The organism is Rhodococcus sp. NPDC059969 (genome assembly GCF_042738325.1).
Classification (GTDB): Bacteria; Actinomycetota; Actinomycetes; order Mycobacteriales; family Mycobacteriaceae; genus Rhodococcus_F.
Window position 1 is genome coordinate 195,706 of the sequence record NZ_JBHWUF010000009.1, and the last position, 26,139, is coordinate 221,844.

The 26,139-nt window shown below is 62.7% G+C and carries 24 protein-coding genes; 14 read left to right on the plus strand and 10 right to left on the minus strand.

Annotated elements, in window-relative coordinates:
* Nucleotides 1-2 precede the first annotated feature (2 nt).
* Nucleotides 3-848, minus strand: a complete 846-nt coding sequence (locus ACFWAD_RS23095; protein ID WP_378449759.1) for a class I SAM-dependent methyltransferase — start codon at nt 846-848, stop codon at nt 3-5.
* Between the two features lie 354 nt (nt 849-1,202).
* Between ACFWAD_RS23095 and rpsA the strand changes: the two genes are divergently transcribed.
* On the plus strand, nt 1,203-2,690 hold the full coding sequence (gene rpsA / locus ACFWAD_RS23100; RefSeq protein WP_230813265.1) for a 30S ribosomal protein S1: 1,488 nt from the start codon (nt 1,203-1,205) through the stop codon (nt 2,688-2,690).
* A gap of 174 nt (nt 2,691-2,864) precedes the next feature.
* On the opposite strand, the gene ACFWAD_RS23105 is transcribed toward rpsA, so the two are convergent.
* The gene (locus ACFWAD_RS23105; RefSeq protein ID WP_003944056.1) at nt 2,865-3,080 is read right to left on the minus strand and encodes a hypothetical protein; all 216 of its coding nucleotides are present in this window, start codon (nt 3,078-3,080) and stop codon (nt 2,865-2,867) included.
* A gap of 159 nt (nt 3,081-3,239) precedes the next feature.
* Between ACFWAD_RS23105 and coaE the strand changes: the two genes are divergently transcribed.
* The gene (gene coaE, locus ACFWAD_RS23110) at nt 3,240-4,454 is read left to right on the plus strand and encodes a dephospho-CoA kinase (protein ID WP_378548090.1); all 1,215 of its coding nucleotides are present in this window, start codon (nt 3,240-3,242) and stop codon (nt 4,452-4,454) included.
* A gap of 4 nt (nt 4,455-4,458) precedes the next feature.
* Here the strand turns inward: coaE and ACFWAD_RS23115 are convergent, their stop codons facing one another.
* Nucleotides 4,459-4,977, minus strand: a complete 519-nt coding sequence (locus ACFWAD_RS23115) for a DUF402 domain-containing protein (protein ID WP_378548093.1) — start codon at nt 4,975-4,977, stop codon at nt 4,459-4,461.
* A gap of 86 nt (nt 4,978-5,063) precedes the next feature.
* On the opposite strand from ACFWAD_RS23115, the gene uvrB reads away from it, so the two are divergent.
* From uvrB to ACFWAD_RS23130, 3 genes are all read left to right on the plus strand, one after another.
* Nucleotides 5,064-7,226 (plus strand): excinuclease ABC subunit UvrB, encoded by a 2,163-nt coding sequence (gene uvrB, locus ACFWAD_RS23120; protein WP_019748629.1) that lies wholly within the window; start codon nt 5,064-5,066, stop codon nt 7,224-7,226.
* Between the two features lie 45 nt (nt 7,227-7,271).
* A complete protein-coding gene (locus ACFWAD_RS23125; RefSeq protein WP_378548096.1) occupies nt 7,272-8,147 on the plus strand; it encodes a hypothetical protein in 876 nt (291 codons plus the stop codon).
* Between the two features lie 188 nt (nt 8,148-8,335).
* Nucleotides 8,336-8,788: a universal stress protein gene (locus ACFWAD_RS23130; protein WP_019748627.1), complete on the plus strand. Its 453-nt coding sequence runs from the start codon at nt 8,336-8,338 to the stop codon at nt 8,786-8,788.
* 1 nt (nt 8,789) lies between these two features.
* Here the strand turns inward: ACFWAD_RS23130 and ACFWAD_RS23135 are convergent, their stop codons facing one another.
* The 3 genes from ACFWAD_RS23135 to ACFWAD_RS23145 all read right to left on the minus strand — a co-directional run bounded on the left by ACFWAD_RS23135 (nt 8,790) and on the right by ACFWAD_RS23145 (nt 12,682).
* Nucleotides 8,790-9,251 (minus strand): hypothetical protein, encoded by a 462-nt coding sequence (locus ACFWAD_RS23135; protein WP_378548099.1) that lies wholly within the window; start codon nt 9,249-9,251, stop codon nt 8,790-8,792.
* 83 nt (nt 9,252-9,334) lie between these two features.
* The gene (locus ACFWAD_RS23140) at nt 9,335-11,617 is read right to left on the minus strand and encodes a HelD family protein (RefSeq protein WP_378548102.1); all 2,283 of its coding nucleotides are present in this window, start codon (nt 11,615-11,617) and stop codon (nt 9,335-9,337) included.
* Between the two features lie 132 nt (nt 11,618-11,749).
* Entirely contained in the window at nt 11,750-12,682 is a 933-nt protein-coding gene (locus ACFWAD_RS23145; protein WP_378548105.1) for a DoxX family membrane protein, read from the minus strand.
* A gap of 245 nt (nt 12,683-12,927) precedes the next feature.
* Between ACFWAD_RS23145 and ACFWAD_RS23150 the strand changes: the two genes are divergently transcribed.
* Nucleotides 12,928-13,497 (plus strand): DUF2716 domain-containing protein, encoded by a 570-nt coding sequence (locus ACFWAD_RS23150; RefSeq protein ID WP_378548107.1) that lies wholly within the window; start codon nt 12,928-12,930, stop codon nt 13,495-13,497.
* Between the two features lie 28 nt (nt 13,498-13,525).
* Here the strand turns inward: ACFWAD_RS23150 and ACFWAD_RS23155 are convergent, their stop codons facing one another.
* Entirely contained in the window at nt 13,526-14,212 is a 687-nt protein-coding gene (locus ACFWAD_RS23155; protein ID WP_378539699.1) for an MBL fold metallo-hydrolase, read from the minus strand.
* Nucleotides 14,213-14,386: 174 nt separating this feature from the next.
* On the opposite strand from ACFWAD_RS23155, the gene uvrA reads away from it, so the two are divergent.
* Nucleotides 14,387-17,347 carry an excinuclease ABC subunit UvrA gene (gene uvrA, locus ACFWAD_RS23160; RefSeq protein ID WP_378548178.1) on the plus strand — a complete coding sequence of 987 codons (2,961 nt, stop codon included), beginning with the start codon at nt 14,387-14,389 and terminating at the stop codon, nt 17,345-17,347.
* Between the two features lie 57 nt (nt 17,348-17,404).
* Here the strand turns inward: uvrA and ACFWAD_RS23165 are convergent, their stop codons facing one another.
* Nucleotides 17,405-18,112: an alpha/beta fold hydrolase gene (locus ACFWAD_RS23165; RefSeq protein WP_378539697.1), complete on the minus strand. Its 708-nt coding sequence runs from the start codon at nt 18,110-18,112 to the stop codon at nt 17,405-17,407.
* A gap of 80 nt (nt 18,113-18,192) precedes the next feature.
* Here ACFWAD_RS23165 and ACFWAD_RS23170 point away from each other — a divergent pair, with 80 nt between their 5' ends.
* Complete coding sequence (locus ACFWAD_RS23170; protein WP_378548110.1) at nt 18,193-18,903, plus strand: helix-turn-helix transcriptional regulator; 711 nt, start codon at nt 18,193-18,195, stop codon at nt 18,901-18,903.
* 5 nt (nt 18,904-18,908) lie between these two features.
* Here ACFWAD_RS23170 and ACFWAD_RS23175 read toward each other — a convergent pair whose 3' ends face one another.
* The gene (locus ACFWAD_RS23175; RefSeq protein WP_378539695.1) at nt 18,909-19,325 is read right to left on the minus strand and encodes a DUF1801 domain-containing protein; all 417 of its coding nucleotides are present in this window, start codon (nt 19,323-19,325) and stop codon (nt 18,909-18,911) included.
* A gap of 1 nt (nt 19,326) precedes the next feature.
* Nucleotides 19,327-19,695: a DUF1844 domain-containing protein gene (locus tag ACFWAD_RS23180; RefSeq protein WP_020907885.1), complete on the minus strand. Its 369-nt coding sequence runs from the start codon at nt 19,693-19,695 to the stop codon at nt 19,327-19,329.
* 388 nt (nt 19,696-20,083) lie between these two features.
* Here ACFWAD_RS23180 and infC point away from each other — a divergent pair, with 388 nt between their 5' ends.
* The 6 genes from infC (at nt 20,084) to pheT (ending at nt 26,109) form a co-directional block, all read left to right on the plus strand.
* On the plus strand, nt 20,084-20,776 hold the full coding sequence (infC, locus tag ACFWAD_RS23185) for a translation initiation factor IF-3 (RefSeq protein WP_378450004.1): 693 nt from the start codon (nt 20,084-20,086) through the stop codon (nt 20,774-20,776).
* Between the two features lie 43 nt (nt 20,777-20,819).
* Nucleotides 20,820-21,014: a 50S ribosomal protein L35 gene (gene rpmI, locus ACFWAD_RS23190; RefSeq protein WP_003944043.1), complete on the plus strand. Its 195-nt coding sequence runs from the start codon at nt 20,820-20,822 to the stop codon at nt 21,012-21,014.
* 63 nt (nt 21,015-21,077) lie between these two features.
* Complete coding sequence (gene rplT / locus ACFWAD_RS23195) at nt 21,078-21,467, plus strand: 50S ribosomal protein L20 (RefSeq protein WP_019748616.1); 390 nt, start codon at nt 21,078-21,080, stop codon at nt 21,465-21,467.
* A gap of 23 nt (nt 21,468-21,490) precedes the next feature.
* Nucleotides 21,491-22,321 carry a TrmH family RNA methyltransferase gene (locus ACFWAD_RS23200; protein WP_378548113.1) on the plus strand — a complete coding sequence of 277 codons (831 nt, stop codon included), beginning with the start codon at nt 21,491-21,493 and terminating at the stop codon, nt 22,319-22,321.
* Nucleotides 22,322-22,491: 170 nt separating this feature from the next.
* A complete protein-coding gene (pheS, locus tag ACFWAD_RS23205) occupies nt 22,492-23,562 on the plus strand; it encodes a phenylalanine--tRNA ligase subunit alpha (protein WP_003944109.1) in 1,071 nt (356 codons plus the stop codon).
* A gap of 60 nt (nt 23,563-23,622) precedes the next feature.
* On the plus strand, nt 23,623-26,109 hold the full coding sequence (pheT, locus tag ACFWAD_RS23210) for a phenylalanine--tRNA ligase subunit beta (protein WP_378548116.1): 2,487 nt from the start codon (nt 23,623-23,625) through the stop codon (nt 26,107-26,109).
* The last annotated feature ends 30 nt before the right edge of the window (nt 26,110-26,139 follow it).

Sequence of the window (26,139 nt, forward strand, 5' to 3'; positions counted from 1 at the left end):
CGTCAGGGTTTGACGGCGCTGAAAATTGCAGTGCCCGGAAAGAGTTGGCCGCGGAGGGGACTCCACTGTCCCCATTCGCGGTCCAACCACTCCGGCCATTCGGGCTCGATGATGTCGCGGATCTGAAGTCCGGCCGCGACGATCTCACGAACCCGGTCACCGATGGTTCGGTGATGCTCGACGTAGGTGGGGACTCCGTTGTCGTCGACCTCGACGTACGGGGTGCGGTCGAAGTAGGGGAGCGTTGCCGTCAGTCCCTTGGGCCCGGGATCGTCGGGGAAGATCCATCGGATCGGATGGTTGACCGCGAAGACCCACGATCCGCCGGGACGCAGAACTCGGGCGACCTCGTTCATGACCCGTTGTGAATCGGCCACGAACGGGACGGCTCCGAACGCCGAACAGACGATGTCGAAACTCTCGTCGGCAAATGGCAGGAGTTCGGCACTCGCCTGAATCAACGGGACTGCCGGTCCGCCGGCCTTCATTGCGTCCTGTCCGCGCGCGAGCATCCCCATCGAGATGTCGAGGCCGACGGCCCGAGCGCCGTGTCCGGCGAGCCACCGGGCACAGGGAGCCGAGCCGCAACCGACCTCCAAAATATCTTTGTCGACTATGTCACCCAGCAAGTGATGATCGCCCTCGTGCAGTCCTTCGGGGCACCAGACGAATTCACCTTCTGCGCTGTTCACGCCCAGAAACTCGCCGTGGGTTCTGTGGTAATCGTCGGCGTCGGCGTCCCACCACGCGCGGCTGGCGCGGTCGCTTGCACTCGAATCGACACGGACCCGGCCGACACCGCTGGTACCGAGAATGGAATTGGCGGCGGCATGGCGCTCGTCAGACATGAACAACACAGTAGAACGGGTGACTCGGCCGCAGGGTACCCGGGTTTGCCCGGCAAGATAGCCGACGCGTAGTCTTACCCACGCGAGTGTCTGTCATCCGACCGATTGTCTATACGAGGTCTTTACCAAGATCATCTTGGCCAGGATCTCGGAGTCAGTCGGAACGAGAGAGCTCGCGGTGCGGTTCTGCGGTGTGGAATGTGATCCGGTATTCGGTTGTTCGTTATTGATGCAGCTGGGTACATAGATCTAGTACTTCCAAAAAAGTACTTCCAACATTTGTACGCCACAGTTGCGCATCTCGTCCGACAAAATCCATCAACCGACCACAACTCGTCCGGAGCAATTCAACATATGCCCTCCACAACCGTCACCTCGCCGCAGGTTGCCATTAACGACATTGGCTCCGCCGAGGACTTCCTCGCCGCCATCGATGCCACGATCAAGTACTTCAACGATGGTGACATCGTCGAAGGAACCATCGTCAAGGTCGACCGCGACGAGGTTCTGCTCGACATCGGTTACAAGACCGAAGGCGTCATCCCTTCTCGTGAGCTCTCCATCAAGCACGACGTCGACCCCAACGAGGTCGTCTCCGTGGGAGATGCGGTCGAGGCTCTCGTCCTCACCAAGGAGGACAAAGAAGGTCGACTGATCCTGTCGAAGAAGCGCGCTCAGTACGAGCGTGCCTGGGGCACCATCGAGGAGCTCAAGGAGAAGGACGAGGCCGTCAAGGGCACCGTCATCGAGGTCGTCAAGGGCGGCCTCATCCTTGACATCGGTCTTCGTGGCTTCCTCCCCGCTTCGCTCGTCGAAATGCGTCGCGTCCGCGACCTCCAGCCGTACGTCGGCAAGGAGATCGAGGCCAAGATCATCGAGCTCGACAAGAACCGCAACAACGTGGTCCTCTCGCGCCGCGCATGGCTCGAGCAGACTCAGTCCGAGGTTCGCAGCGAATTCCTGCACCAGCTCCAGAAGGGCCAGGTCCGCAAGGGCGTCGTGTCCTCCATCGTCAACTTCGGTGCATTCGTGGACCTGGGCGGCGTAGACGGTCTGGTTCACGTTTCCGAGCTGTCTTGGAAGCACATCGATCACCCGTCCGAGGTTGTCGAGGTCGGCACCGAGGTCACCGTCGAGGTTCTCGACGTCGACCTGGACCGCGAGCGCGTCTCCCTGTCGCTCAAGGCAACGCAGGAAGATCCGTGGCGTCAGTTCGCCCGCACGCACGCCATCGGTCAGATCGTGCCCGGCAAGGTCACGAAGCTGGTTCCGTTCGGTGCATTCGTGCGCGTCGAAGAGGGAATCGAAGGCCTCGTTCACATCTCGGAGCTCGCTGAGCGCCACGTCGAGGTTCCGGACCAGGTTGTCGGCGTCGGCGACGATGCACTCGTCAAGGTCATCGACATCGACCTCGAGCGTCGTCGTATCTCGCTGTCGCTGAAGCAGGCCAACGAGGATTACAACGCCGAGTTCGATCCGTCCAAGTACGGCATGGCCGACTCGTACGACGACCAGGGCAACTACATCTTCCCCGAGGGCTTCGATCCCGAGACCAACGAATGGCTCGAGGGCTTCGACAAGCAGCGTGAAGAGTGGGAGAACCGCTACGCCGAGGCTGAGCGTCGCCACAAGATGCACACCACTCAGATGGAGAAGACCGCTGCAGACGAGGCCGCTGAGGCTGCCACCGCTGCTGCCGGCTACTCCTCGGAGACGGCTGCTGCAGACGACACCGAGGCTCCGGCTGCTGCCGGCTCCGCTCCGGCCGAGTCTGCTGGCGGATCGCTTGCCAGCGATGCACAGCTCGCCGCACTTCGCGAGAAGCTGTCGGGCAACGCATAAGGATTACCGCTTGATCTGATCAAGCGAGATCTGTGAAGAACCCCGCCCCTGCACTTGCAGGGGCGGGGTTCTTTTCCTGTCAGGTATCACTTGCCGGCGCAAGATTGCGTGAGTGAACACAAAAATGACCGGCACCGAATGGTTGCCGGTCATTTTGTATTTCGTGAAGAAAACTCAGTTTGCGGGAGCAGGCACCCAATAGGTGGCGGTCGCTTCGGCTGTGCGCTTACGCATCGATGCGAAGCTGTGTCGGCCTTGGCTCACGAGCATCGTGAACCACGTACGACGGTGCTCTGCCAGGGCAAAAGCAACTTCGGGAAACTCTATGCAGTGCACGCCGTTCGGCATTCCGAGGCGGTGCTGACCGTGATGGTCGCGATCTGCTCGCATGGCGTCCACTTTCTCGAGAAGTTGCAGGTACAGGTGCGTTCGCTAGAACATAACCGCACGGTCACCGAAATTGTGGTATTTGAGCCTCGAAGGCCTCGGCGTGTTCGATCCGTAGGCGTGTCTGAATCTCTCGGGCGCAGAGATGAGAGACTGTCGAGTGTGTTGAGAGTAGGCCTCACTGGAGGCATCGGAGCCGGTAAGTCGACAGTGTCGAAAATCCTCAGCGAACTGGGAGCCGTCATCGTCGATGCCGACTTGATCGCCCGAGAAGTGGTCGAGCCCGGTACTCCTGGACTTGCCGCTCTGGTCGATGCATTCGGCGACGGGATTCTGTCCGAGGACGGCAGCCTCAACCGCCCCGCGTTGGCGTCGTTGGCGTTTGCCGACGACACGTCACGCGGAACTCTGAACGGCATCCTTCACCCATTGATCGGTGCGCGGACGATGGAGCAGATCTCGTCCGCGCCGTCGGATGCAGTGCTCGTTCAAGACATTCCGCTCTTGGTCGAGGGTTCCATGGCGCCGGCATTCAACTTGGTCGTCATCGTCTACGTCGACGAGGAGGAGCGAGTTCGACGCCTGGTGGGCGCACGCGGTATGCCGGAATCCGACGCGCGTGCGCGCATCGCAGCGCAGGCAAGTGACGATCAGCGTCGTGCTGTTGCCGACGTGTGGCTCGACAACAGCGGCGAGCAGGGTTCACTTGACGACGTGGTCCGCGACCTGTGGGCGAATCGACTTGTTCCCTTCGAGAAGAACCTCCGCGAGGGCACGGTGGTGCGCGCGCTTCCCGAGCTGACTCCTGCTGACCCGACGTGGCCGGCGCAGGCGGAACGAATCATCGGCCGGTTGTCACTGGCGGCCGGTGACCGCGCGCGCCGTATCGATCACATCGGATCGACCGCAGTGCCTGGTCTCGATGCCAAGGACGTGATCGACATTCAGATCACTGTCGAGCACCTCGGCGTTGCCGACGACCTCGCGCAGGATCTGGCCACTGCCGGGTTCCCCCGGATCGAGCACATCGTCGCTGACGACCCGAAACCGTCGTACCTCGGTGGCGAGACCGATCCGGCGGTCTGGGCGAAGCGAATTCACGGCAGCGCAGATCCAGGCCGCCGCGCGAACATCCACATTCGGGTGGACGGTTGGCCGGGTCAGCAGTTCGCGATCCTCTTCCGTGACTGGCTTCGCGCCGACGCGTCGGCGCGTGCCGAGTATGCCGAACTCAAGGTCAAGGCAGCTTCGAGCGCTGCCGGCATCGACGACTACGCCTCGGCGATCGACGCCTATCTGGGGGTCAAGACCCCGTGGTTCGACGCCGCATTCCACCGGGCGTGGGAATGGGCCGAGAAATCAGGCTGGTCCCTCTAACGGCTCAGCGCCACGTGACCGGCATGCCCAACGAGTCGAGCCAGGCGTCGAGGTTGTGACCGTGGGCGGCGATACCGTCGATGGCTCGGGCAGCCTTCAGCATTGCGCGCTCGGACGTCTTCGGGTCGAGGATTCCGACGGTGTTCGCCTCGAGCAACTCGTCGACGTCGAGCAGTTCGATGCTGTGTCCGGTCTGCACGATCAGGTCCAGGTAGTGGTCCTCCGAGGTCCACAAGTGCTCGCCGCGGGTGAATTCACCGATGTCGACGTAGAAATCCCAGTCTTTGACGTGTTCCGGGGTGAAGTGGAAAATCGATGCCCGAATTCCGAGGTCGGGAATGATCCAGGACTCGAGATAGTGAAACTGGGGATGGTCGGCGTGGCGCGCCATGTACAGCCCCCACGGTTCCTCGCGGTAGTGCTCGACCGGGCGAACGAAACCCTTGGGATCGACGTTGGTGCGAGCTGCGATGTCGAAGGTTTCGACCTTCGGCCGGTGAATGTGGGGACGTTCCTCGCTCATGGTCGAAGAACCTACCGCCGAAGTGCGATTTCAGCTGAATGCGGACGAGCGGGCATTGTGTCGGTGGGTGCGCTTACCCTGGTTTCATGGCGTTTGCTTCCGAACATCCCGTGGTCGCCCATTCCGAGTTTCGTCCGGTTGGTGACATCGAGCGCTCAGACGCGCGCTTCGAGGTCGTCAGTCCGTACGAACCGGCAGGCGATCAGCCGGCGGCTATCGCCGAGCTGGAAAAACGGATCAACGAGGGGGAGAAGGACGTCGTCCTTCTCGGTGCGACCGGTACCGGTAAGTCCGCGACCACAGCGTGGTTGATCGAAAAGCTGCAACGCCCCGCTCTGGTGATGGCTCCGAACAAGACTCTGGCTGCTCAGCTCGCGAACGAGCTTCGGGAGATGCTTCCCAACAATGCGGTCGAGTACTTCGTCTCGTACTACGACTACTACCAACCCGAGGCGTACATCGCCCAGACCGACACCTACATCGAGAAGGATTCGTCGGTCAACGACGACGTGGAGCGGCTGCGCCACTCGGCGACGTCCAGCCTTCTCTCACGACGGGACGTGGTCGTGGTGGCCTCGGTGTCGTGCATCTACGGCCTCGGTACGCCGCAGTCGTACCTCGATCGCTCGATTCAGCTCGACGTCGGTGTCGAGGTACCGCGCGATGCATTCCTGCGTCTACTCGTCGATGTCCAGTACAACCGCAACGACATGGCGTTCACGCGAGGTTCGTTCCGCGTGCGCGGCGACACGGTCGAGATCATTCCGTCCTACGAAGAGTTGGCGGTACGCATCGAATTCTTCGGTGACGAGATCGAAGCGCTGTACTACCTGCATCCACTGACCGGTGACATCGTTCGTCAGGTCGACACGGTCCGTATCTTTCCGGCGACACACTACGTCGCCGGCCCAGAACGCATGGAGCGTGCGGCCAAGGACATCGAGGCAGAACTCGAAGAGCGGCTCGCCGAACTCGAGGGCAAGGGCAAGCTTCTCGAAGCTCAGCGTCTGCGCATGCGAACGCAGTACGACCTCGAGATGATCAAGCAGGTCGGGTTCTGCTCCGGCATCGAGAACTACTCGCGCCACATCGACGGCCGCGGTCCTGGAACTGCCCCCGCAACGCTGATCGACTATTTCCCCGAAGATTTCCTTCTGGTCATCGACGAGTCGCACGTGACCGTCCCGCAGATCGGCGCCATGTACGAAGGCGATATGTCGCGCAAGCGCAACCTGGTCGAATTCGGATTCCGGCTGCCGTCGGCCACCGACAACCGCCCCCTGACGTGGGAAGAATTTAGTAAGCGGATCGGTCAGACCGTCTACCTGTCGGCAACCCCCGGCAAGTACGAGTTGGGTCAGTCCGGCGGTGAGTTCGTCGAGCAGGTGATTCGCCCGACCGGATTGATCGATCCCGAGGTCATCGTCAAACCCACCAAGGGGCAGATCGACGATCTCGTTCACGAGATCCGTGAGCGCGCCGAACGCGACGAGCGTGTGCTGGTGACGACTCTGACCAAGAAGATGTCGGAAGACCTGACCGACTATCTTCTCGAACTCGGTATTCGCGTCCGGTATCTGCACTCGGATATCGATACGCTCCGGCGAGTCGAGCTGCTCCGGCAGCTCCGCCTGGGGGAGTACGACGTGCTGGTCGGCATCAACCTCCTGCGTGAGGGACTCGACCTTCCCGAGGTGTCGCTGGTCGCGATCCTCGATGCCGACAAGGAAGGCTTCCTCCGTAGCTCCACCAGCCTTATTCAGACGATTGGTCGAGCGGCTCGAAATGTGTCCGGCCAAGTGCACATGTATGCGGACAAGATCACCGCATCCATGGCGCAGGCGATCGAGGAAACCGAGCGACGGCGCGAGAAGCAGGTCGCCTACAACGAGAAGATGGGCGTCGACCCACAACCGCTACGCAAGAAGATCGCGGACATTCTCGATCAGGTGTACGAGGAGGCGGAGGACACTGCGGCGTCCGTGGACGTCGGTGGTTCGGGTCGCAACGCGACGCGTGGTCGGCGCGCGCAGGGTGAGGCCGGTCGCGCGGTCAGTGCCGGTGTGTACGAGGGGCGCGATACCAAGTCGATGCCTCGCGCCGAATTGGCGGATCTGGTCAAGGAACTCACCGATCAGATGATGAATGCTGCACGCGACCTTCAGTTCGAGTTGGCTGGGCGATTGCGAGACGAAATCTCGGATTTGAAGAAGGAACTTCGAGGGATGGACGCCGCAGGCCTCAAGTAGGTCGCCTCGCGCACGTTCGTGCTCGCGCCCGCTACGGTTTCAGGTATGGATGCACAGACTGCAGGCAAGACCGCGCGGACTCTCGAACTTCTTCACTCGCTGGCCTACTTCGTGCCGGAGACGGAGAAGGAACTTGTCGGCGTCGGGTTGGAACCTGGCCGAATGGTGTACTTCGCGGGGCGATCAGCGCCGCTCGGCGCTCCGCCCGCGACTGTCGTCACGGCCACCTTCTTCAACTTCAATCCTGAACTGATCGCCAGTGTCATTCCGCGTGCCTGGGAATTGGCAAGGGCCACAGAGGTTGTCGCGGCGCGGTATCGAGCAGTCGACGCGGCGTACGTCCGCCTGTTCGGTGCAGATGTGACGGGGTCGGCGGACATGGCCGAGGCCGCCGAACTCGTCTCGATCGCGGCGCAGAACATTCCCGGAGTGGACGGCCGCCCGCTGTACGCGGGTTGGGCGTCGCTCGACTGGCCGACCGAACCGCACCTGCGTTTCTGGCATGCGCTGACACTGCTGCGTGAGTATCGCGGCGACGGCCACATTGCTGCCCTTCAGACCGCGGGATTGAACGGACTGGACGCGTTGATCACGCACACAGCCACGGGAATCGGGTTTCAGCGTAAGTTCGCACAGACTCGCCGCGGGTGGTCGCAGGAACAGTGGGACGAGGCAGTGGAAAGCCTGAAGGATCGCGAACTGCTCGACCGTTCGTCCGGTGCGCTGACCGAGGACGGGCAGGAACTGCGCGACGTCGTCGAAGACCTGACGGACGACCTTGCGCTTGCCCCATGGGATGCGCTCGGTGAAGAAGGTGCCAAGCGATTGCTGGAATTGGCGACGCCGTGGCGTGCTGCCCTGGTCGAGCAGGAAGTTTTCCCGGCGGCGCTGTTCGGGCCTCGCTTCGGCAAACTTCGCTGATCGGTCACTACGGGACAAATGTGTCTGTGACTGATGATCACATTCACTGTGGGCTTGTGGCGTGTACTGCAAATAACACTATCCGCGGCACAATCCCGCTAATGTCAGCGCAGCGGTTGTCGAGCGGGCGCAAGAGCGTTGCGCCCGGTGCCGGCCGTACCGTCCGTCCCGTAACCATGGAGGAATGAATGAGTGCCTACCGGACCGTTGTCGTAGGAACCGATGGCTCCGAGTCGTCACTGAAGGCAGTCGACAGAGCTGCCGCCATCGCCAGTGGCTCGGACGCTCAGCTTGTCATCGCGTGTGCGTACTACCCGGCTGATCCCAAGGACGTGAGCGCTGCCGCTGACGCATTGGGTAACGAGGCCTACCAGGTCACCGGTTCCGCTCCGACCTACGAGATCCTTCGTACGGCGCGAGAGCGTGCACACGCCCAGGGCGCCAAGGACGTTGTCGAACGCGCCATCGTCGGCGCTCCCGTCGAATCGCTTCTTGCTTTGCTCGACGAGGTCAAGGGCGATTTGCTCGTCGTCGGAAATCGCGGATTGAACACTCTGACCGGGCGTCTGCTCGGTTCGGTGCCTTCCGATGCCGCGCGCAAGGCGACGTCCGACGTTCTGATCGTGCACACCGTTCGCTGATTTACCGGCAGTAGTCGGCTTCGGCCGCATCGACGAACACTTCAGCCAGCTGATCGACGCTGGGAAGTGGCGTCGATGCGGCCGAGCCGTTTCCGCTCGCGATCACCGGTTCGCTCGCTCCATTGAGTGATACCTGCCGCAGATTCGCGATGATCGTCTCTCGATCCGTGCCGGCCGCGAGCTGCTGGCAGACGCCGTCACCGAGCGCCTGCAACATGTCGTCGGAAAACGCGGGGTTCACCCCAGACGACGCGATCGCCGCTCGCAGACGTTCGGCGTCGTCCACCGGGGTTTCTGTGGGTGCGGCAGCAACAGCAGCGATGTCGTCGCTGCCTGCAGCTGCCGTCGAACTCGAATCATCTTCTGAACAACCTGCGGTCACCGCTGCCAGCATCCCGACACCGATCACCACGCGAGCGATCTTGCGGATGGGTGCGGCGGAACTTGCGGGCAGGCCAAGCACGAGAGGTCATTCCTTCAGTCGTCGACACAAATTGGAGTGACACCACCATTCGTGGTGTCACGCACGAACCTACTCCGTGAGGCTCACGAATCGAAGGCCAACTCTGCTGCCTCGAAGCCGTCGAGAACCGCGGGGAGCGACTCGATGTGAATGATGCCGAGCCTCTGGGTAGCTCGGGTCAACGCGACGTAGAGGTCGTTCATTCCCCGGGGTGACTCGTCGAGAATGTCGGCGGGTTCGACTATCAACACGGTGTCGAACTCGAGCCCCTTGACGTCCTTGACCGACAGGACACTCACGGTCTCGCTCGCAAGGCCCGCCAGATCGGCAACAACCCCGGAGCCGGCGATCACGGCGGTGATCCCGGGATGTGACTCGGACTCGATGCAGCAGCGCACGGTCGATTCCAATTCTTCGGCCGTGGTCTTGAGTGCCCAAGGCGCGAATCCGCTGTCGCGCACCGACCGGGGCACCGACTGCTCCGGGTCGATCTCTTCGAGCACGCGGTGAGCGACATCCATGATCTCCGACGGAGTTCGGTAGTTCACGGTCAGTTCGGTGAGCTTCCAGCGCTTGGCGACGTAAGGCTCGAGGATCGTCTGCCAGGACGAGGTTCCCGCAGGATCACCGGTCTGGGCCGTATCGCCGACCAACGTCATCCACCGATTCGGTATGCGCCGCATCAGCATTCGCCACGCCATCTCGGAGAGCTCTTGGGCTTCGTCGACAATCACGTGACCGTAGGTCCAGGTTCGGTCGCCGGCAGCGCGCTCCGCCGTGGTCTGGCGCTGGCCTTGATCGTGGCGCTGGGCGAGTTGGCTGGCGTCGATCAAGTCGTACGCCATCAGGATCTCAGGATCCATCTCGTCCTCGAGGTCCTGTGGTGCGGAGCCGGTGAGGATGTCGAGGGCACCCTGGGCGTCGGCGATCTGTGCGCGCCATTCGCGTTGTGCGCGTTCGCGTTCGGCGGCGTCGTCGACGCCGAGGATCTCGGCGAGTTCGTCGAGAAGGGGAGCGTCGGCCGCACTGAATCCTGGCCCGACGCTCTGCAGAAGCTCGTCGCGTTGTCCGTCGTCGAGTTGCGGCGCTGCCTTGGCCAACCTCGCCGGAGACGTCCACAGTTCCGCGAGGATTTGCTGCGGCGACAATTCTGGCCAGAGCTTTCCGATGGCGGACATGATGTCGGAGTCCTCGCGCATCTCGTCGCGAATGTCGGCGATGTCGTCCCGGCTGAGGAGTGAGCCGCCGTCGACGAGGTTTCCGCCGATGAGTTCGGCCATCTGCAGCGCCAACGCCTCGATGACCGCTGCTACGAAGATCGGGCGCGCCAGGTTGTGTGGGCGACGCGACGATCGAGCCCGACCGCGCGCCTTCGTGACGGTTTTGCGATCCAGCTTCAAGTCGTACGTGTCGAATCGCAGGGTGATCGGCTTGGACGGAACTTCCTGTCGATCCCTGACGGCGTTCTTGAGCACGTCGAGAATCGCGAGCGAACCCTTGATCTCACCGGCGGCGAGGGAATCGGTACGTGTTGCGCGCACTCCGGGGTACAGGTCACCAATCGTCGAGAGCAGGACGCCGGTCTCACCGAGTGAAGGGAGGACCTGGCTGATGTAGTCGAGGAAGGTCGCGTTCGGCCCGATGATGAGAACGCCGGCCTTGGCCAGCTGCTGACGGTACGTGTAGAGCAAGAAGGCAGCACGGTGAAGTGCGACAGCTGTTTTGCCGGTACCCGGACCACCCTGAACCACCAGAACGCTCTTGTGTTCGGAGCGGATGATGGCATCCTGCTCGCTCTGGATGGTCTCGACGATGTCGTTCATCTGGCCCGTACGTGCTGCGTTCAGAGCATCCAGGAGTGCGCTCTCACCGGCGACGCCGCCGGCTTCGGTGACTACTCCGGCGGCGCGGGCTGCATCGAGGTCCAGGTATTCGTCGTTGATGCCCGTGACCGTGCGGCTACGGCTGCGAATATGACGTCGCCGTTTCACACCTTCAGGTGCCGCCGGCGTCGCCAGATAGAACGGCCGTGCCATCGGGGCACGCCAGTCGAGGAGCAGCGTTTCGTAGTCGTTGTCGGTGTCCAGAATTCCGAGTCGGCCGACGTAGCGTCGCTCGTCGTCGAAGTCGATGCGTCCGAAACACATTCCGTTCTCGGCTGCGTCGTACTTGGCGAGATCCTCGGTGTACATGGCATTGAAGGACTCGCGTTCACTGCGTGCCTGCGGGGTGCCGCCGGTCTCGAGGAGGACCGTGCTCAAGCGTGTTTGGGCATACTTTCGAAGATCGTCGAGACGGGAGTACAGCATCGTCACGTACTGCTGCTCGAGCTCTTGCTCGTTCAGTGACGGGTCCGCGTCGGGCAAAGGATCTCCTAGGCTTGATGAGAAATTCATGCGCTGCAAAAGCGCCAAGACAGTCTAGTTCCCCCAGATGAACTGCCGCATAGATACAGGTCAGGCCACCCGAAGGTGGCCTGACCGTGATTTTCGGTGCACTCAGTGCGTCAATTCGTCCTTCTTGGCGCGAGCCTTTTCGAGTGCTTTCTCGGCGCGCTTGCGGGCCCGCTTACCCAGCACCTCGGTCTGTTCCGACGCCGTCTCTGCCCACTCGTTGCTCTTCTCGAGCGCGAGTTCGGCGAACTCGGAGCTGCGCTTGCTGGCCAGCTCGGCCAGTTCGGCGCTGCGCTCGCGTGCGGTCTCGGCCAGTTCGGAGCCGCGCTTCTGCGCGACTTCGAGGATGTCCGGGCCGCGTTCCTTGGCGACCTCGCTGAATTCAGCGGCACGCTTGCTCGCGATCTCCGCGAACTCGGAACCACGCCCCTTGGCGAGTTCGAGCCAATCCGTTCCGTGTGCCTTCGCGGTTTCGGCAAGTTCGGAACCGCGCTCGGATGCCACCGACAAAGCATGTTCGACGCGATCGCTCGTGTGATCGGTCTGCGATGCGACCAACGGAAGCGCCGCGGCGATAGACGCCTGTGCCTTCCTCGCGGCGCGGCGGCCACGCCAGCCGAGCGACGGCTTGCCCTCGGTGTCGACGGACGCGATCATCAGTCCGCCGAGCAAGCTGACGTTCTTGATGAAGTTGGTGCGCTGCATCGCTCGCAGTGACGGATCGGTTTCGTTCCAGAAGTCGTGGCCGGCCAGTGTGGTGGGCACCAGGCTTCCGGCGAGGACCAACGACGCGAGCCGCGGAGCCTTGCCTGTGGCGAGCAGGGCACCGCCACCGATCTGGACCGCGGCGTTGATCTTGACGAGTGTTTCCGGATCAGCAGGCACCTTCTGCGTCACTGCTCCTGGCAGCGTCTCGACGGATTTGTCGATCAGGGGTGACGCTTTGGCTGCTCGCTGAGCGGGGTTGCGCAAAGCATCGATTCCCCCGGCGATGAAGATCGTGGAAAGCAGTGGACGAGCAATTCGACGTACCAGCATGTTTCAAGCCTCCCGATGTAGGTTCGTTTTCCACCCTAGCGATCTCACGCGGAATTGGTCCGGTTCGGCGATCCGGCGACGCCCGACCCGGCTGACGGATTCCTGGTCGCCGAAGTGCGTTGTCCTGCGTCGATGACTTCGTCGTGGGTTCGGACAACTCGCTCGGAAGTATCCGTTACCGCGTATCCGCCCACGGCGTGTTCGAAGGCGGCACACAATGCACACCGATCGAGCACGATGGTGGTGTGACCACCAAGATGACTCAGAACTTCGGCTCGACCCTTCCCTCCGGCTGGGGACAGCTGTCGGACGAGGAGAACGTGAAAAACTGGGAGATCTTTCGTGCGCGCTACGGGTTCACGCCCGGCATCGACGCACGATCTTGGCCCGCTATCGCCGAACCCATCCCATCCGTGGTCTTCGATTTGGGTGCGGCGCCAGCTGCGACTCCAGGGGCGTGGGCCGCTCGCGTCGATGCGATCAACGCCGAAGCGTTGCGCTGCTTTGTCACCGTCTGGAACGACGACCCCAACTTCGTCGTTCTGGATTGGCAGCATCCGGGCCACACCTTCGACGCGGAGGCACATGCTGCTGCGAATGAGCTTGCGGAGTGGCGTGTTCCGGTCTATCCGAACGGTGACTACTACATATTCAGTCGGGACGACTTCACGGAAGGGACCTTCGGCCATCCGTGGGAACGCACGCTGTGTGTGTTCGGGGAACGGATGGTCGAAGGACTGGGCCGGACTCTGTCGACCTGGCTTCCGCGACTTCGAGTCAACGGTGAGCAGGTCGACAGCTACGAAGCCGGTTAGCGGGGTCCAGTACGGAACAGGTGAAACGTCACCAACCGCGTTCGCGCCACTCCGCCAGGTGCGGGCGCTCGGCGCCGAGCGTCGTGTCTTTGCCGTGCCCCGGGTAGACGACGGTTGCGTCGTCGAACCTTCCGAACAGCTTGTTCTCCACGTCGTCGAGCAGGGAAGTGAACTTCTCGGGGTCGGCAGTCTTGCCTACTCCTCCGGGGAAGAGTGAATCACCGGTGAAGAGGTGAACCTGCCCGCTCGGTTCGGTGAGAGCCAGCGCGATGGAGCCGGGAGTGTGTCCGGACAGGTGAATGACGTCGAGGCTCAAGTTGCCAACGTTCACCTTGTCGCCGTCTTCGAGGAGAACGTCCGGGGTGACGGGAAGGACATCCGCGTCGAGGGGGTGAGCAGCGGTCGGCACCTTCGTGGCGGCGTGGACGTCCTGCAAGGCCAGCCAGTGGTCACCGTGCTGGTGGGTGGTGACGATGGAATCGAAAACAGGTGCTTCCTGTTCGATGAGCGCGATGATCTTCTCGGCTTCGTTGGCCGCATCGATCAGGAGAGATTTCCCGGTCGTGGAACAGACGACGAGGTAAGTGTTGTTGTCCATGGGGCCGACCGACATCTTCGTGATGACGGCGCCTTCGACTGTGCGCCGCTGAGGGGCCGAATCGGGGGAGACCTGACCGGTGTAGGAGTCGTCGATCACGATGGGCTGATTCGTCATGAATCGCAGGCTACCTTCGAATAGGGGCAGGTAGAGCGATGGGCTCGCTTGGTGAGATAAACGTGTCGGTGGCTCGGCCTACGATGACGATCGCTCGAGGACTCGCGTTTGCGAGGCCGCTCGAGACTTCTCCGGGGGGACGGCCCCAGATGATTGACAATGAAGGGAATTGGTGTGGCGGATCGCCTGATCGTGCGGGGTGCGCGTGAGCACAATCTGCGAGGAGTCGATCTCGACCTCCCGCGAGACAGCCTGATCGTCTTCACCGGGTTGTCGGGCTCCGGCAAGTCCAGCCTCGCCTTCGACACGATCTTCGCCGAAGGTCAGCGCCGCTACGTCGAGTCGCTCTCGGCATACGCGCGTCAGTTCCTCGGTCAGATGGACAAGCCGGACGTGGATTTCATCGAAGGACTGTCCCCTGCGGTGTCGATCGACCAGAAGTCGACCAACCGCAACCCACGTTCGACGGTGGGCACCATCACCGAGGTCTACGACTACCTCCGACTCCTCTATGCCCGCGCAGGTTCAGCGCACTGCCCGGTGTGTGGTGAGAAGATCGCCCGTCAGACGCCCCAGCAGATCGTCGACCAGGTGCTCGAGATGGACGAGGGCATCAAGTTCCAGGTCCTCGCACCTGTCGTCCGTACACGTAAGGGCGAGTTCGTCGATCTCTTCGATCAGCTCAACACCCAGGGCTACTCGCGAGTGCGCGTCGACGGTGTCGTCCATTCACTCGCAGATCCGCCGAAGCTCAAGAAGCAGGAAAAGCACGACATCGAAGTCGTGGTCGACCGCTTGCAGGTCAAGGCGAGTTCGAAGCAGCGCCTGACCGACTCGGTCGAGACCGCACTTCGATTGGCTGAAGGCATTGTCGTCCTCGACTTCGTCGACCGTGAGGAAAATGCACCTGATCGGGAACGTCGCTTCTCCGAGAAGTTGGCCTGCCCGAACGGCCACGCACTCGCCATCGACGATCTCGAACCCCGCTCGTTCTCCTTTAACTCGCCCTACGGCGCCTGCCCGGAATGCACCGGCCTCGGTATCCGCAAGGAGGTCGACCCGGACCTGGTGGTTCCCGATCCCGACCTGAGTCTCGAAGACGGAGCAATCGCGCCGTGGTCGATGGGCCAGAGTTCGGAGTACTTCGGACGGTTGCTCTCCGGCCTCGGCGACATCCTCGGTTTCGACATGAAGACGCCGTGGAACAAGTTGCCGGCGAAGGCCCGTAGAGCAATCCTCGAAGGCAGCGAGGAGCAGGTTCACGTCCGGTACAAGAATCGGTACGGCCGTACCCGTTCTTACTACGCGGAGTTCGAAGGTGTGATGCCGTTCCTGCATCGCCGGCTCGAGCAGACCGAATCGGATCAGATGAAGGAACGGTACGACGGGTACATGCGCGATACCCCGTGCCCGGCGTGTGGTGGGGCTCGCCTGCGCCCGGAAATCCTGTCGGTAACTATCGCGGCTGGGGACTTCGGCAGTAAGTCCATCGCCGAGGTCTGTGAACTGTCGATCTCCGATTGCGCGGACTTCTTGAACAGCCTCACTCTCGGCTCGCGCGAAGAGGCGATTGCGGGTCAGGTCCTCAAGGAAGTTCAGGCACGACTCGGGTTCCTGCTGGACGTCGGCTTGGAATACCTTTCCCTCTCGCGTGCCGCGGGCACGTTGTCCGGTGGCGAGGCCCAGCGAATCCGCTTGGCAACGCAGATCGGTTCCGGACTCGTCGGCGTGCTGTACGTACTCGACGAGCCGTCCATCGGCCTGCATCAGCGTGACAATCGACGACTGATCGAAACCCTGACGCGCTTGCGCGACCTCGGCAACACGTTGATCGTGGTCGAGCATGACGAAGACACCATCCGTACATCTGACTGGGTGGTCGACATCGGACCGTACGCCGGCGAGCACGGCGGCAAGGTCGTCCACAGTGGGCCGTACGAAGAACTGCTGACGTGTGAAGAGTCCCTGACCGGCGCCTACCTGTCGGGTCGCAGCTTCATCGAGGTTCCGGCCATTCGTCGGCCGGTGGACCGCAAGCGTCAGGTCACAGTCGTCGGAGCTCGCGAGCACAATCTCGACGGCATCGACGTGAGCTTCCCGCTGGGCGTTCTCACCGCTGTCACCGGTGTCTCCGGCTCGGGTAAGTCGACGTTGGTCAACGACATTCTTGCGACGGTCATGGCGAACAAGCTCAACGGCGCACGCCAGGTGCCCGGCCGTCACACACGAATCAACGGTCTCGATCAGCTGGACAAGCTCGTGCAGGTCGATCAGTCTCCGATCGGCCGGACTCCGCGATCGAATGCGGCGACGTACACCGGTGTCTTCGACAAGATCCGAACCCTCTTCGCAGCCACCACGGAAGCGAAGGTCCGCGGATACCAGCCTGGTCGGTTCTCGTTCAACGTCAAGGGCGGACGCTGCGAGGCGTGCTCCGGCGACGGAACGCTGAAGATCGAGATGAACTTCCTGCCGGATGTGTACGTGCCCTGCGAGGTGTGCCACGGCGCTCGGTACAACCGCGAAACGCTCGAGGTCCACTACAAGGGCAAGTCGATCGCCGAGGTTCTCGACATGCCGATCGAGGAAGCAGCCGAGTTCTTCCAACCGGTCACCTCCATTCACCGGTACCTCAAGACTCTGGTCGACGTCGGTCTGGGCTACGTTCGACTGGGTCAGCCGGCTCCCACCCTGTCCGGTGGTGAGGCACAACGCGTCAAGCTCGCCGCCGAACTGCAGAAACGGTCGACCGGCCGGACCGTGTACATCCTCGACGAGCCCACCACGGGTCTGCATTTCGAGGACATCCGCAAGCTCTTGATCGTCATCAACGGTCTGGTCGACAAGGGCAACAGCGTGATCGTGATCGAGCACAACCTCGACGTGATCAAGACGTCGGACTGGGTCGTCGACATGGGACCCGAAGGTGGATCCGGCGGCGGAACCGTTGTGGCGCAAGGTACTCCGGAGGACGTGGCCGCGGTCCCCGAGAGCTACACGGGCAAGTTCCTCAGTGAAGTTCTCACCGCACAGCACGCACCGGTCAAGGCCAAGCCGATCACCAAGAAGCGCGCAACGAAGGCAGTTGCAGCTAAGAAGGCTGCGCCACGGAAGAAAGCCGCTTCCGTGAGCTAGCAGAAGTCGGTCAGCGATGCCGGGTCGGAATCCGACCCGGCATCACTGCTCTGTCGGTCAGGAAGCGGTGGCCTCGAGGATCACCTGGGCAACGTCTTCGGGGCGCGACCACATCGGCCAATGGCCGGTCGGGAGGTCGACATACGTCACTGGGAGTTTCGCCAGTTCCGCGGCCATCGGATGACCCCCGTCGGCCATCTGGGCGATCACCGCTGACGGGAACGTGCTGCAAACGACGGTTGACGGCACCTGGTAGCGCTTCTCGTTCGTCAGGACAATCGGCTCACGTGCCGGTCCGGCCGGTTCGGGGACGGCGTTGGCGCGAAACGCGTCGAGAGCTTTCTCGTCGAGTCCTTCGAGGCTGCTGCCGTCTGCTTCGAGTTCTGCCCACGTCGGCAGAGGTATCTCGACGACATCTGCGGCCAAATCCGGCCGCAGCGCTGCGCCGTCGGGCATCGGGCCCGAGTCGACGTAGACGATCCGAGCGACGCGATCCGGGATGCGATCGGTGACTGCGTACCCCACCGGGCCGGCGCCGCTGTGAACGACCAGGACCGTGCGTTCGTCGGAATCCGTTACAGCGTCGATGACTGCGCGGACGTGGGCGTCGAAGGTGACCGCTGATCGATCTGCATCGACGGCGTCGAGTCCGGGCAGCGTCAGACTGGTCACGCGGGTGTCGGAACGCTCGAGGTGTGGGAGAACTGCATCCCATGCCCATGAACCGAGCCAGAATCCGGGAACAAGAACGATGTGAGTTTTCATGTACTCACTGTGCAGCCGGGATGGTGACAACGGACTGTCACTAATTATGTCACCGTTTGGTATCGAAATCTGAGACACTCGTGGGTGTGAATCGAGCTGCGAGATTGCATGCTCTTGTCGAGGAGCTTCGGCGACAGGGCGATCGAGGGGCTACGTGTTCCCGATTGTCCGAGGAATTCGGTGTCACCACCCGAACGATCAAACGCGATATCGAGACGCTGATGATGTCGGGTGCGGCGATCGAGGCGCGCTCAGGCCCTGGGGGTGGATACCGACTCGTAGGTCGCGCCACGCTACCGCCGGTGAATTTCACTGTTCCGCAAGCAGTTTCAATCGCGTTGGCGTTGACGGCGATGGGCGATGCTCCGTTTGCGCCGGATGGACGTGCGGCGCTGGCAAAACTGCTCGACGTGATGGACGAGGAGAGTCGTCGTAAGGTCGCCGAACTCGGTGGCCGCGTGTGGATTCGCGGAGACGTCGGGGCTCTGACGGATTCGCGCGCGAACCGGCAGGCAGTCGAGCAGGGTCTCGAACAGAGTCGCGTCGTGTCGTTGCACTATGTGGATGGGGACGGTTCGGAGACGGTGCGGGCAGTTGAGCCGCACATTCTGGCGCAGGACCGTGGCCTGTGGTTTCTCATCGGCTGGTGTCGCCAGCGCGACGCCGTGCGGTGGTTTCGACTCGATCGAATGCGTCGGGCCACGCTGACGAACAATCACTTCACACCACGGGATTCGAGCGTCTTCGGCCAACCGCCCGACGACGCTCGGCCTGTCGCGCCCCGAAGGTGAGTGACTCAGTCGATCATGTTGCGGGCTGCGGCAACGGAATCCGTGATCAGCTCGGTCAAGACGGCTGGGTCGACGTCGCTCAGCCGTTTGACGTACAGGCAGCCTTTACCGATCTTGTGCTTGCCGAGGCGCGCGAGCGTGTCCGTGTAATCGTCGAAGTTCAGCGACAAGTACAACGTGAGTGCGGTGGCTCTGGGGGAGAACCCGATCAGTGGCGTGTCTCCCTCGTGGCCACTCGCATACCGGTAGTGCCGTGCGCCGAATCCGATGATGCTCGAGCCCCACATCACAGCAGGCTCGCCCGTGGCGGCCGACAGCAAGGAGATCAACTCCACACTGTCGGCGCGCTTGCGGTCGTCGACGCGGGAAATGAACGCGTCGACGTCCTCGGGCGTCGGTTGAGTCTTGTTGGCGGTTGCCAACTCAGTAGACCGGGCCGGTGAACTTCTCGCCCGGTCCCTTTCCTGGCTCGTCCGGATGCGAGGAGGCCTCACGGAATGCGCGCTGCAAGGCTTGGAGACCTTCGCGGATGGGTCCGGCGTGGGGGCCGAGGTACTCGACCGACGCAGTCACCAGTCCGGCAAGCGCGGTGATGACTCGACGCGCTTCGTCGAGGTCGAGGTAGGGGCTGGAAGACGGGTCGGCATCGGAGAGGCCGAGTTTCTCGGCAGCCGAACTCATCAGCATCACTGCGGCGCGGCTGATGACCTCGACCGCGGGAACTTCGGAGAGTTCGCGGACGTCGGGATTCGCGCCGTCGGTGTTCTGATCTGCCTCGAAGTTCTCACTCATGGATGTAAGGATTCCATCAGGCCGTGATCGTGTTGAATCGGGCCTCTCCCCGATGTGGGGGACCGGCACCGATTTCTTTCATCTCCGGCGACCTGTTACTCTTGTTGCAACGACCGCCTCCGACTTGTTCGGGGGCAGCAAGTGGAGTCCGACTCCCACCTCTGCACGGCAGGTAATACTGCAGTTCAGCGGTTCCGGTCACCTGATAGCGAAGATCCGTTCTTGTAATGGAGATCAGTTCTTCGTCAGGTTCCTCGCACAGTCGAGGAGATAGGTTTCGGCGTGAGCTGGATCTTATGTGATCGGTCGACATCGGGCCCCGCGGATGAGCAATCATCACAGCGGGGCTTTTTTGTTGGGGTGCGGGCGGTACGGGCTGCGTGCGGTCATGAAGACCGCACCGTTCAACCTAGGAGGCCCCATCAGCACTGAGACCCGCATCAACGATCGTATCCGCGTTCCCGAGGTTCGTTTGGTCGGACCTGGCGGCGAACAGGTAGGCATCGTGCGTGTTGAAGATGCACTCCGCTTGGCCCTTGAGGCCGACCTCGACCTGGTCGAGGTAGCTCCTGATGCCCGTCCACCGGTCTGCAAGATCATGGACTACGGCAAGTTCAAGTACGAGGCTGCACAGAAGGCACGTGAGTCACGTAAGAACCAGCAGCTGACGGTCATCAAGGAGCAGAAGCTCCGACCCAAGATCGACGACCACGACTACGAGACCAAGAAGCGCAACGTCGTTCGCTTCCTCGAAGCCGGTTCCAAGGTCAAGGTCACGATCATGTTCCGCGGACGTGAGCAGTCACGCCCCGAACTCGGCTACCGCCTTCTGCAGCGTCTGGGAGCAGACGTCGCAGATCTCGGATTCGTCGAAACCTCGGCAAAGCAGGACGGCCGAAACATGACGATGGTGTTGGCACCGCACAAGGGCGCCAAGACTCGCGTCAAGGCGCAGGAGAGCGCTCAGGCGCCAGTGGCTCAGGCCGCACCGCGTCCGGCTCCGGCCGCACCGGCTACGAGTGAAGCAGCTCCGGAAGCACCGGCGACCGGCGATGCCGCTCCCGAGGCTCCGGCCAGCTAGTCGATTTCCCAAGATCCACCACGTAACAAGAACTGAGGACTCCATGCCCAAGATGAAGAGCCACAGCGGCGCCTCGAAGCGATTCAAGGTGTCCGGCAGCGGAAAGCTCATGCGCCAGAAGGCCGGCCGTCGCCACCTTCTCGAGCACAAGTCCAGCAGGGTTACCCGTCGTCTCGACGGTGTCGCTGTTGTCAGCCCTGACGACGCTCCGCGCATCAAGCGCATGCTCGGCATCTGAGTCGCCCCCTTACTGACCACCCGGGGTCGTACTTTCAGCCCCTAGATTGACAGGATTTTTCAAGTGGCACGCGTAAAGAGGGCGGTCAACGCCCAGAAGAAGCGTCGTTCAATTCTTGCTGCATCCAGCGGCTACCGTGGACAGCGTTCGCGTCTGTACACCAAGGCCAAGGAGCAGCAGCTCCACTCGCTCACCTACGCGTACCGCGACCGTCGTGCGCGCAAGGGCGAGTTCCGCAAGCTGTGGATCACGCGTATCAACGCTGCAGCTCGCGCAAACGACATCACGTACAACCGCCTCATCCAGGGCCTGCGCCTGGCAGAGGTCGAGGTCGACCGCAAGATCCTGGCTGAGCTCGCCGTCTCCGATGCCGAGGCCTTTGCCGGCCTGGTCGCACTCGCGAAGGCCGCTCTGCCGGCTGACGTGAACGCTCCTGCCGGAGAAGCAGCCTGATTCACGCATCACAGCAACGGCCCGTGGACCCGCTCACCGAGCGGACTCCGCGGGTCGTTTCTGCTGTCAAGCTCCTGCGCACAGCAGAACGACGTAAAGCAGGACGTTTCCTCGTCGAAGGCGAGAACTCGGTCACCGAACTGTTGAACGGTGCGCTCGCGAACGGCGAGAACCGCCCGGTCCACGACCTCTTCTACACAGAAGACGCAGCCGAGCGGTATCAGCACGTCATCGATCGGGCGCTGACCGCGGGAGTTCGCGTTTCTCTTGTCACCGATCGGGCAATAAAAGCTCTGAGCGATACCGTCACGCCGCCCGGTCTTGTTGCTGTCAGTGATCTCCTCGACGTACCGCTGAGCGCAGCCGTCAACCAGGACACCCGCCTGCTCGCAGTGCCGGTCGAGGTCAACGAACCCGGCAATGCCGGCACCGTCATTCGCATCGCCGACGCGGTGGGCGCCGATGCGGCAATCCTCGCCGGTGACAGCGTCGATCCGCACAACGGCAAGGTGGTTCGTTCGTCGGCGGGCAGCCTCTTTCACCTGCCGGTTGTCCGCGAACGAGACACGGTGTCGGTGATCGAACAGATTCGCGCCGCCGGCATTCAAATTCTCGCGACCGAGGCCGACGGCGAGGTCGATCTCGACGAGGCCGACGAGTTGCTGAGCAAGCCGACGGCCTGGCTGTTCGGAAACGAAGCTCATGGTCTCGATCCGGCGATCGCAGCGCAGGCCGATCATCGGGTGCGGATTCCGATCCACGGCCGCGCCGAAAGTCTGAACCTTGCAACAGCGGCGGCAATTTGCCTGTATGCAAGTGCGAGGGTGCAGAATCGCACGACCGATCGCAGCTGAAAACTCGCGCGAAGACCTCACGGAATCCCATTTGCGGAAGCCTGAGACAATACAAGAGCAGAGACAATGCTCGAACGGGCTCGAAAGCTCGCAAGCAGTACGAGTAGCACGCAGTACGAGTAGCACGCAGTACGAGAAGCAAACCGAGAAGCGACAGGAGTGTCACAGCCGTGGCCAAAAATGAGGGCGCGACACCGCCGGAGGTCGACGCGAGTGTGCTCACCGAAGAGGCGTTGACCGCTGCGGCTGAGAATGCCGAGAAGGCGCTCGCGGACGCCGCTGACCTGGATGCGCTGGCGCACGTCAAGGTGGAGCATCTGGGGGACAAGTCCCCGATCGCCCTCGCTCGCCGGGGACTCGGCAGCCTTCCGGGTAAGGAAAAGGCGGACGCAGGCAAGCGCGTCAACATCTTCCGCACCCGGATCAACAACGCGTACGACGCCCGTCGTGAGGTCCTTCTCGCCGAGCGTGACGCCGCGGTGTTGGTCGCCGAGGCAATCGACGTCACTCTGCCCTCCGATCGCCACCCCGTCGGTGCGCGTCACCCGATCAGCCTGATTTCCGAGCAGGTCGCCGACGTATTCGTCGCGATGGGTTGGGAAGTTGCCGAGGGCCCCGAGGTCGAGACCGAGCACTTCAACTTCGACGCGCTCAACTTCTTGCCGGATCACCCTGCCCGCACGATGCAGGACACCTTCCACCTCGCGCCCGAGAACTCTCGCCAGGTGCTGCGCACCCACACCTCACCCGTGCAGGTTCGCACCATGCTCTCGCGTGAGGTGCCGATCTACGTGGTGTGCCCTGGTCGCACGTTCCGCACCGACGAACTCGATGCGACGCACACGCCTGTCTTCTCGCAGGTCGAAGGACTGGCCGTCGACAAGGGCCTGACGATGGCCAACCTGCGCGGCACTCTCGACGCGTTCGCTCGCGCCCTTTTCGGCCCCGAGACGCGTACCCGTATGCGCCCCAACTACTTCCCGTTCACGGAACCGTCGGCAGAGGTCGACGTCTGGTTCGCGAACAAGAAGGGCGGGGCAGGCTGGGTCGAGTGGGGTGGCTGCGGCATGGTCAACCCGAACGTTCTGCGCGCCAGCGGTATCGATCCTGACGAGTACTCGGGTTTCGCATTCGGAATGGGCCTCGAGCGGACCCTGCAGTTCCGCAACGGCATCCCGGACATGCGTGACATCGTCGAAGGCGACGTGCGTTTCACGTTGCCCTTCGGTGTCGCAGGCTAACTGATCCGGTCCGCGGAACCTTCACAAAGACTTATCGACAAACGAGAGAGCTGAGCAGACGTGCGAGTAGCGCAATCCTGGCTGACCGAGATCCTGCAGCGGGCAACTCCGGACTGGGAGGTGACCCCGGAAGAGTTGGACGCCGGGTTCGTCCGGGTGGGACTCGAAGTCGAGGAACTCGACACACTCGAGGCGATCGACGGCCCCTTGGTCGTCGGCAAGGTCGTCTCCATCACCGAACTGACCGAGTTCAAGAAGCCGATCCGCTTCTGTCAGGTCGAGGTCGGTGAGCCCGAGCCTCGCGGCATCGTCTGCGGCGCGCGCAATTTCAACGAGGGCGACCTCGTCGTCGTTGCACTGCCCGGCGCGGTGCTGCCCGGCGGATTCGAAATCGCCACTCGCAAGACGTACGGCCAGGTGTCCGACGGCATGATCTGCTCCGTCTCGGAACTCGGTATCGGCAAGGACCATTCGGGCATCCTGGTGCTCGAGCCCGGTACCGCCGAACCCGGCGCAGATGGCAACGAGTTGCTCGGTCTCGGTGACACGATCATCGAACTGAACATCACCCCGGACCGTGGCTACTGCTTCTCGGTCCGCGGCCTCACGCGTGAACTCGCCTGCGGATTCGATCTCGAATACGCCGATCCCGCTTCGGTTCCCGCGCATCCGGCCGAGGGTGAAGCCTGGCCGGTGCATCTCGAACCGGAGTCCAAGGCGTCGCGTTTCGTGATGCGAAAGATCACGGGAATCGATCCCGAGGCGGTGAGCCCGTGGTGGCTGCAGCGTCGACTGCTGCTCTCCGGTGTTCGCCCGATCTCGCCGGCCGTCGACGTCACCAATTACGTGATGCTCGAACTCGGTCAGCCTCTGCACGCGTTCGATGCGACCGCGGTGCAAGGCGACCTGGTGGTCCGTCGCGCCGAGGCGGGGGAGAAGCTCACGACGCTCGACGACGTCGAACGCACGCTTGATCCCGAAGATGTTGTCATTGCCGACGATTCCGGAGTCATTTCTCTGGCGGCCGTCATGGGCGGCGCGACCACCGAGGTGGGAACGGCAACGACGGACATCCTGCTCGAAGGCGCTACCTGGGATCCGCTCGCAGTCTTCAAGACGGCGCGCCGTCACAAGCTGCCGAGCGAGGCGAGCAAGCGTTTCGAGCGCGTCGTTGATCCGGCGATTCCGCTCGCGGCTGTCGATCGCGCAGCCGCTCTGCTGGTCGAGATTGCCGGCGGCCGGATCGAGCCGGTCCTGACCGACGTGGGTGACGTCGCCCCTCGCGCTGCCATTCGCATGGATATCGACCTGCCCGACCGTGTCGCTGGAGTCACGTACCCCAACGGCACCGCCGCTCGCCGTCTCACCCAGGTCGGGTGCAACGTCGAGGTGGGTGTCAGCGAAGAGGGCCACGGCCAGTTGGTCGCGACGCCGCCGTCGTGGCGTCCGGACCTGGTGCAGCCTGCAGACCTCGTCGAGGAAGTACTTCGTCTCGAAGGTCTCGAGCAGATCCCGTCGGTCCTTCCCGCCGCTCCGGCCGGACGCGGTTTGACTGCGTCGCAGCGGCGCAAGCGCACGGTCTCGAAGGCTGTCGCTCACGCCGGCTATGTCGAGGTCCTTCCTCCGGTGTTCCTGCCCACCAACGTCTTCGACGTCTGGGGCCTCGACGCGGATGATCCGCGCCGGAACACCAGCAAGGTGCTCAACCCGCTCGAATCCGATCGTCCGGAGTTGGCGACAACTCTGCTTCCGGGTCTGCTGGAGATCTTGGCTCGCAACGCTTCTCGCGGTCAGCGTGATCTGTCGCTGTACGGCATCGCGCAGGTCGTGCTGCCAGGCCCCGACACCAAGCCCGTGGATGCATTGCCGGTCGATCGCCGTCCGACGGATGAGCAGATCGCGAACCTGATCGCGTCGTTGCCGGCTCAGCCTGTTCACATCGCTGCTGTGCTGAGTGGATTGCGGGAGCCGAGCGGCCCCTGGGGTCCGGGCCGTCAGGCCGAGGCTTCGGACACTTTTGCAGCAGTGCGGGTCATCGCGGCTGCAGCAGGCGTCGAGGTGGAACTGCGTGCGGCGCAGTACCTGCCGTGGCATCCCGGCCGCTGCGCCGAGGTGCTGGTCGACGGCAATGTTGTCGGTCATGCCGGCGAATTGCACCCGGCCGTTCTCGAGCGTGCCGGACTGCCTGCGCGCACCTGCGCATTGGAAATCGACCTGGACGCTTTGCCGTTGGTCGAGAACTTGCCCGCGCCGCGCATTTCGCCGTTCCCCGCAGTGCTCCAGGACGTGGCAGTTGTCGTCGATCGCGACATTCCCGCGGCCAAGGTGCAAGAAGCTCTGCGTTCTGGCGGTGGCGAGCTTCTCGAAGACATCCGTCTGTTCGACGTCTTCGAGGGCGAGCAGGTCGGTGAAGGTCGCAAGTCGCTCGCGTTCGCATTGCGCTTCCGCGGCGTCGACCGCACGCTGACCGAGGACGAGGCCAGTGCCGCGCGTGACGCGGCAGTGGAGGCGGCGTCCAAGGCTGTCGGTGCGCAGATGCGGGGCTGATTTCCCCAACTGATCACAGAGCCCACGACC

What these genes read in the sequence shown, in the direction of transcription:
- ACFWAD_RS23095 (WP_378449759.1), bottom strand. Translation starts at nt 848, where the DNA reads ATGTCTGACGAGCGCCATGCCGCCGCCAATTCCATTCTCGGTACCAGC.
- rpsA (WP_230813265.1), top strand. Translation starts at nt 1,203, where the DNA reads ATGCCCTCCACAACCGTCACCTCGCCGCAGGTTGCCATTAACGACATT.
- ACFWAD_RS23105 (WP_003944056.1), bottom strand. Translation starts at nt 3,080, where the DNA reads ATGCGAGCAGATCGCGACCATCACGGTCAGCACCGCCTCGGAATGCCG.
- ACFWAD_RS23115 (WP_378548093.1), bottom strand. Translation starts at nt 4,977, where the DNA reads ATGAGCGAGGAACGTCCCCACATTCACCGGCCGAAGGTCGAAACCTTC.
- uvrB (WP_019748629.1), top strand. Translation starts at nt 5,064, where the DNA reads ATGGCGTTTGCTTCCGAACATCCCGTGGTCGCCCATTCCGAGTTTCGT.
- ACFWAD_RS23125 (WP_378548096.1), top strand. Translation starts at nt 7,272, where the DNA reads ATGGATGCACAGACTGCAGGCAAGACCGCGCGGACTCTCGAACTTCTT.
- ACFWAD_RS23130 (WP_019748627.1), top strand. Translation starts at nt 8,336, where the DNA reads ATGAGTGCCTACCGGACCGTTGTCGTAGGAACCGATGGCTCCGAGTCG.
- ACFWAD_RS23145 (WP_378548105.1), bottom strand. Translation starts at nt 12,682, where the DNA reads ATGCTGGTACGTCGAATTGCTCGTCCACTGCTTTCCACGATCTTCATC.
- ACFWAD_RS23155 (WP_378539699.1), bottom strand. Translation starts at nt 14,212, where the DNA reads ATGACGAATCAGCCCATCGTGATCGACGACTCCTACACCGGTCAGGTC.
- ACFWAD_RS23165 (WP_378539697.1), bottom strand. Translation starts at nt 18,112, where the DNA reads ATGAAAACTCACATCGTTCTTGTTCCCGGATTCTGGCTCGGTTCATGG.
- ACFWAD_RS23180 (WP_020907885.1), bottom strand. Translation starts at nt 19,695, where the DNA reads ATGAGTGAGAACTTCGAGGCAGATCAGAACACCGACGGCGCGAATCCC.
- infC (WP_378450004.1), top strand. Translation starts at nt 20,084, where the DNA reads ATGAAGACCGCACCGTTCAACCTAGGAGGCCCCATCAGCACTGAGACC.
- rpmI (WP_003944043.1), top strand. Translation starts at nt 20,820, where the DNA reads ATGCCCAAGATGAAGAGCCACAGCGGCGCCTCGAAGCGATTCAAGGTG.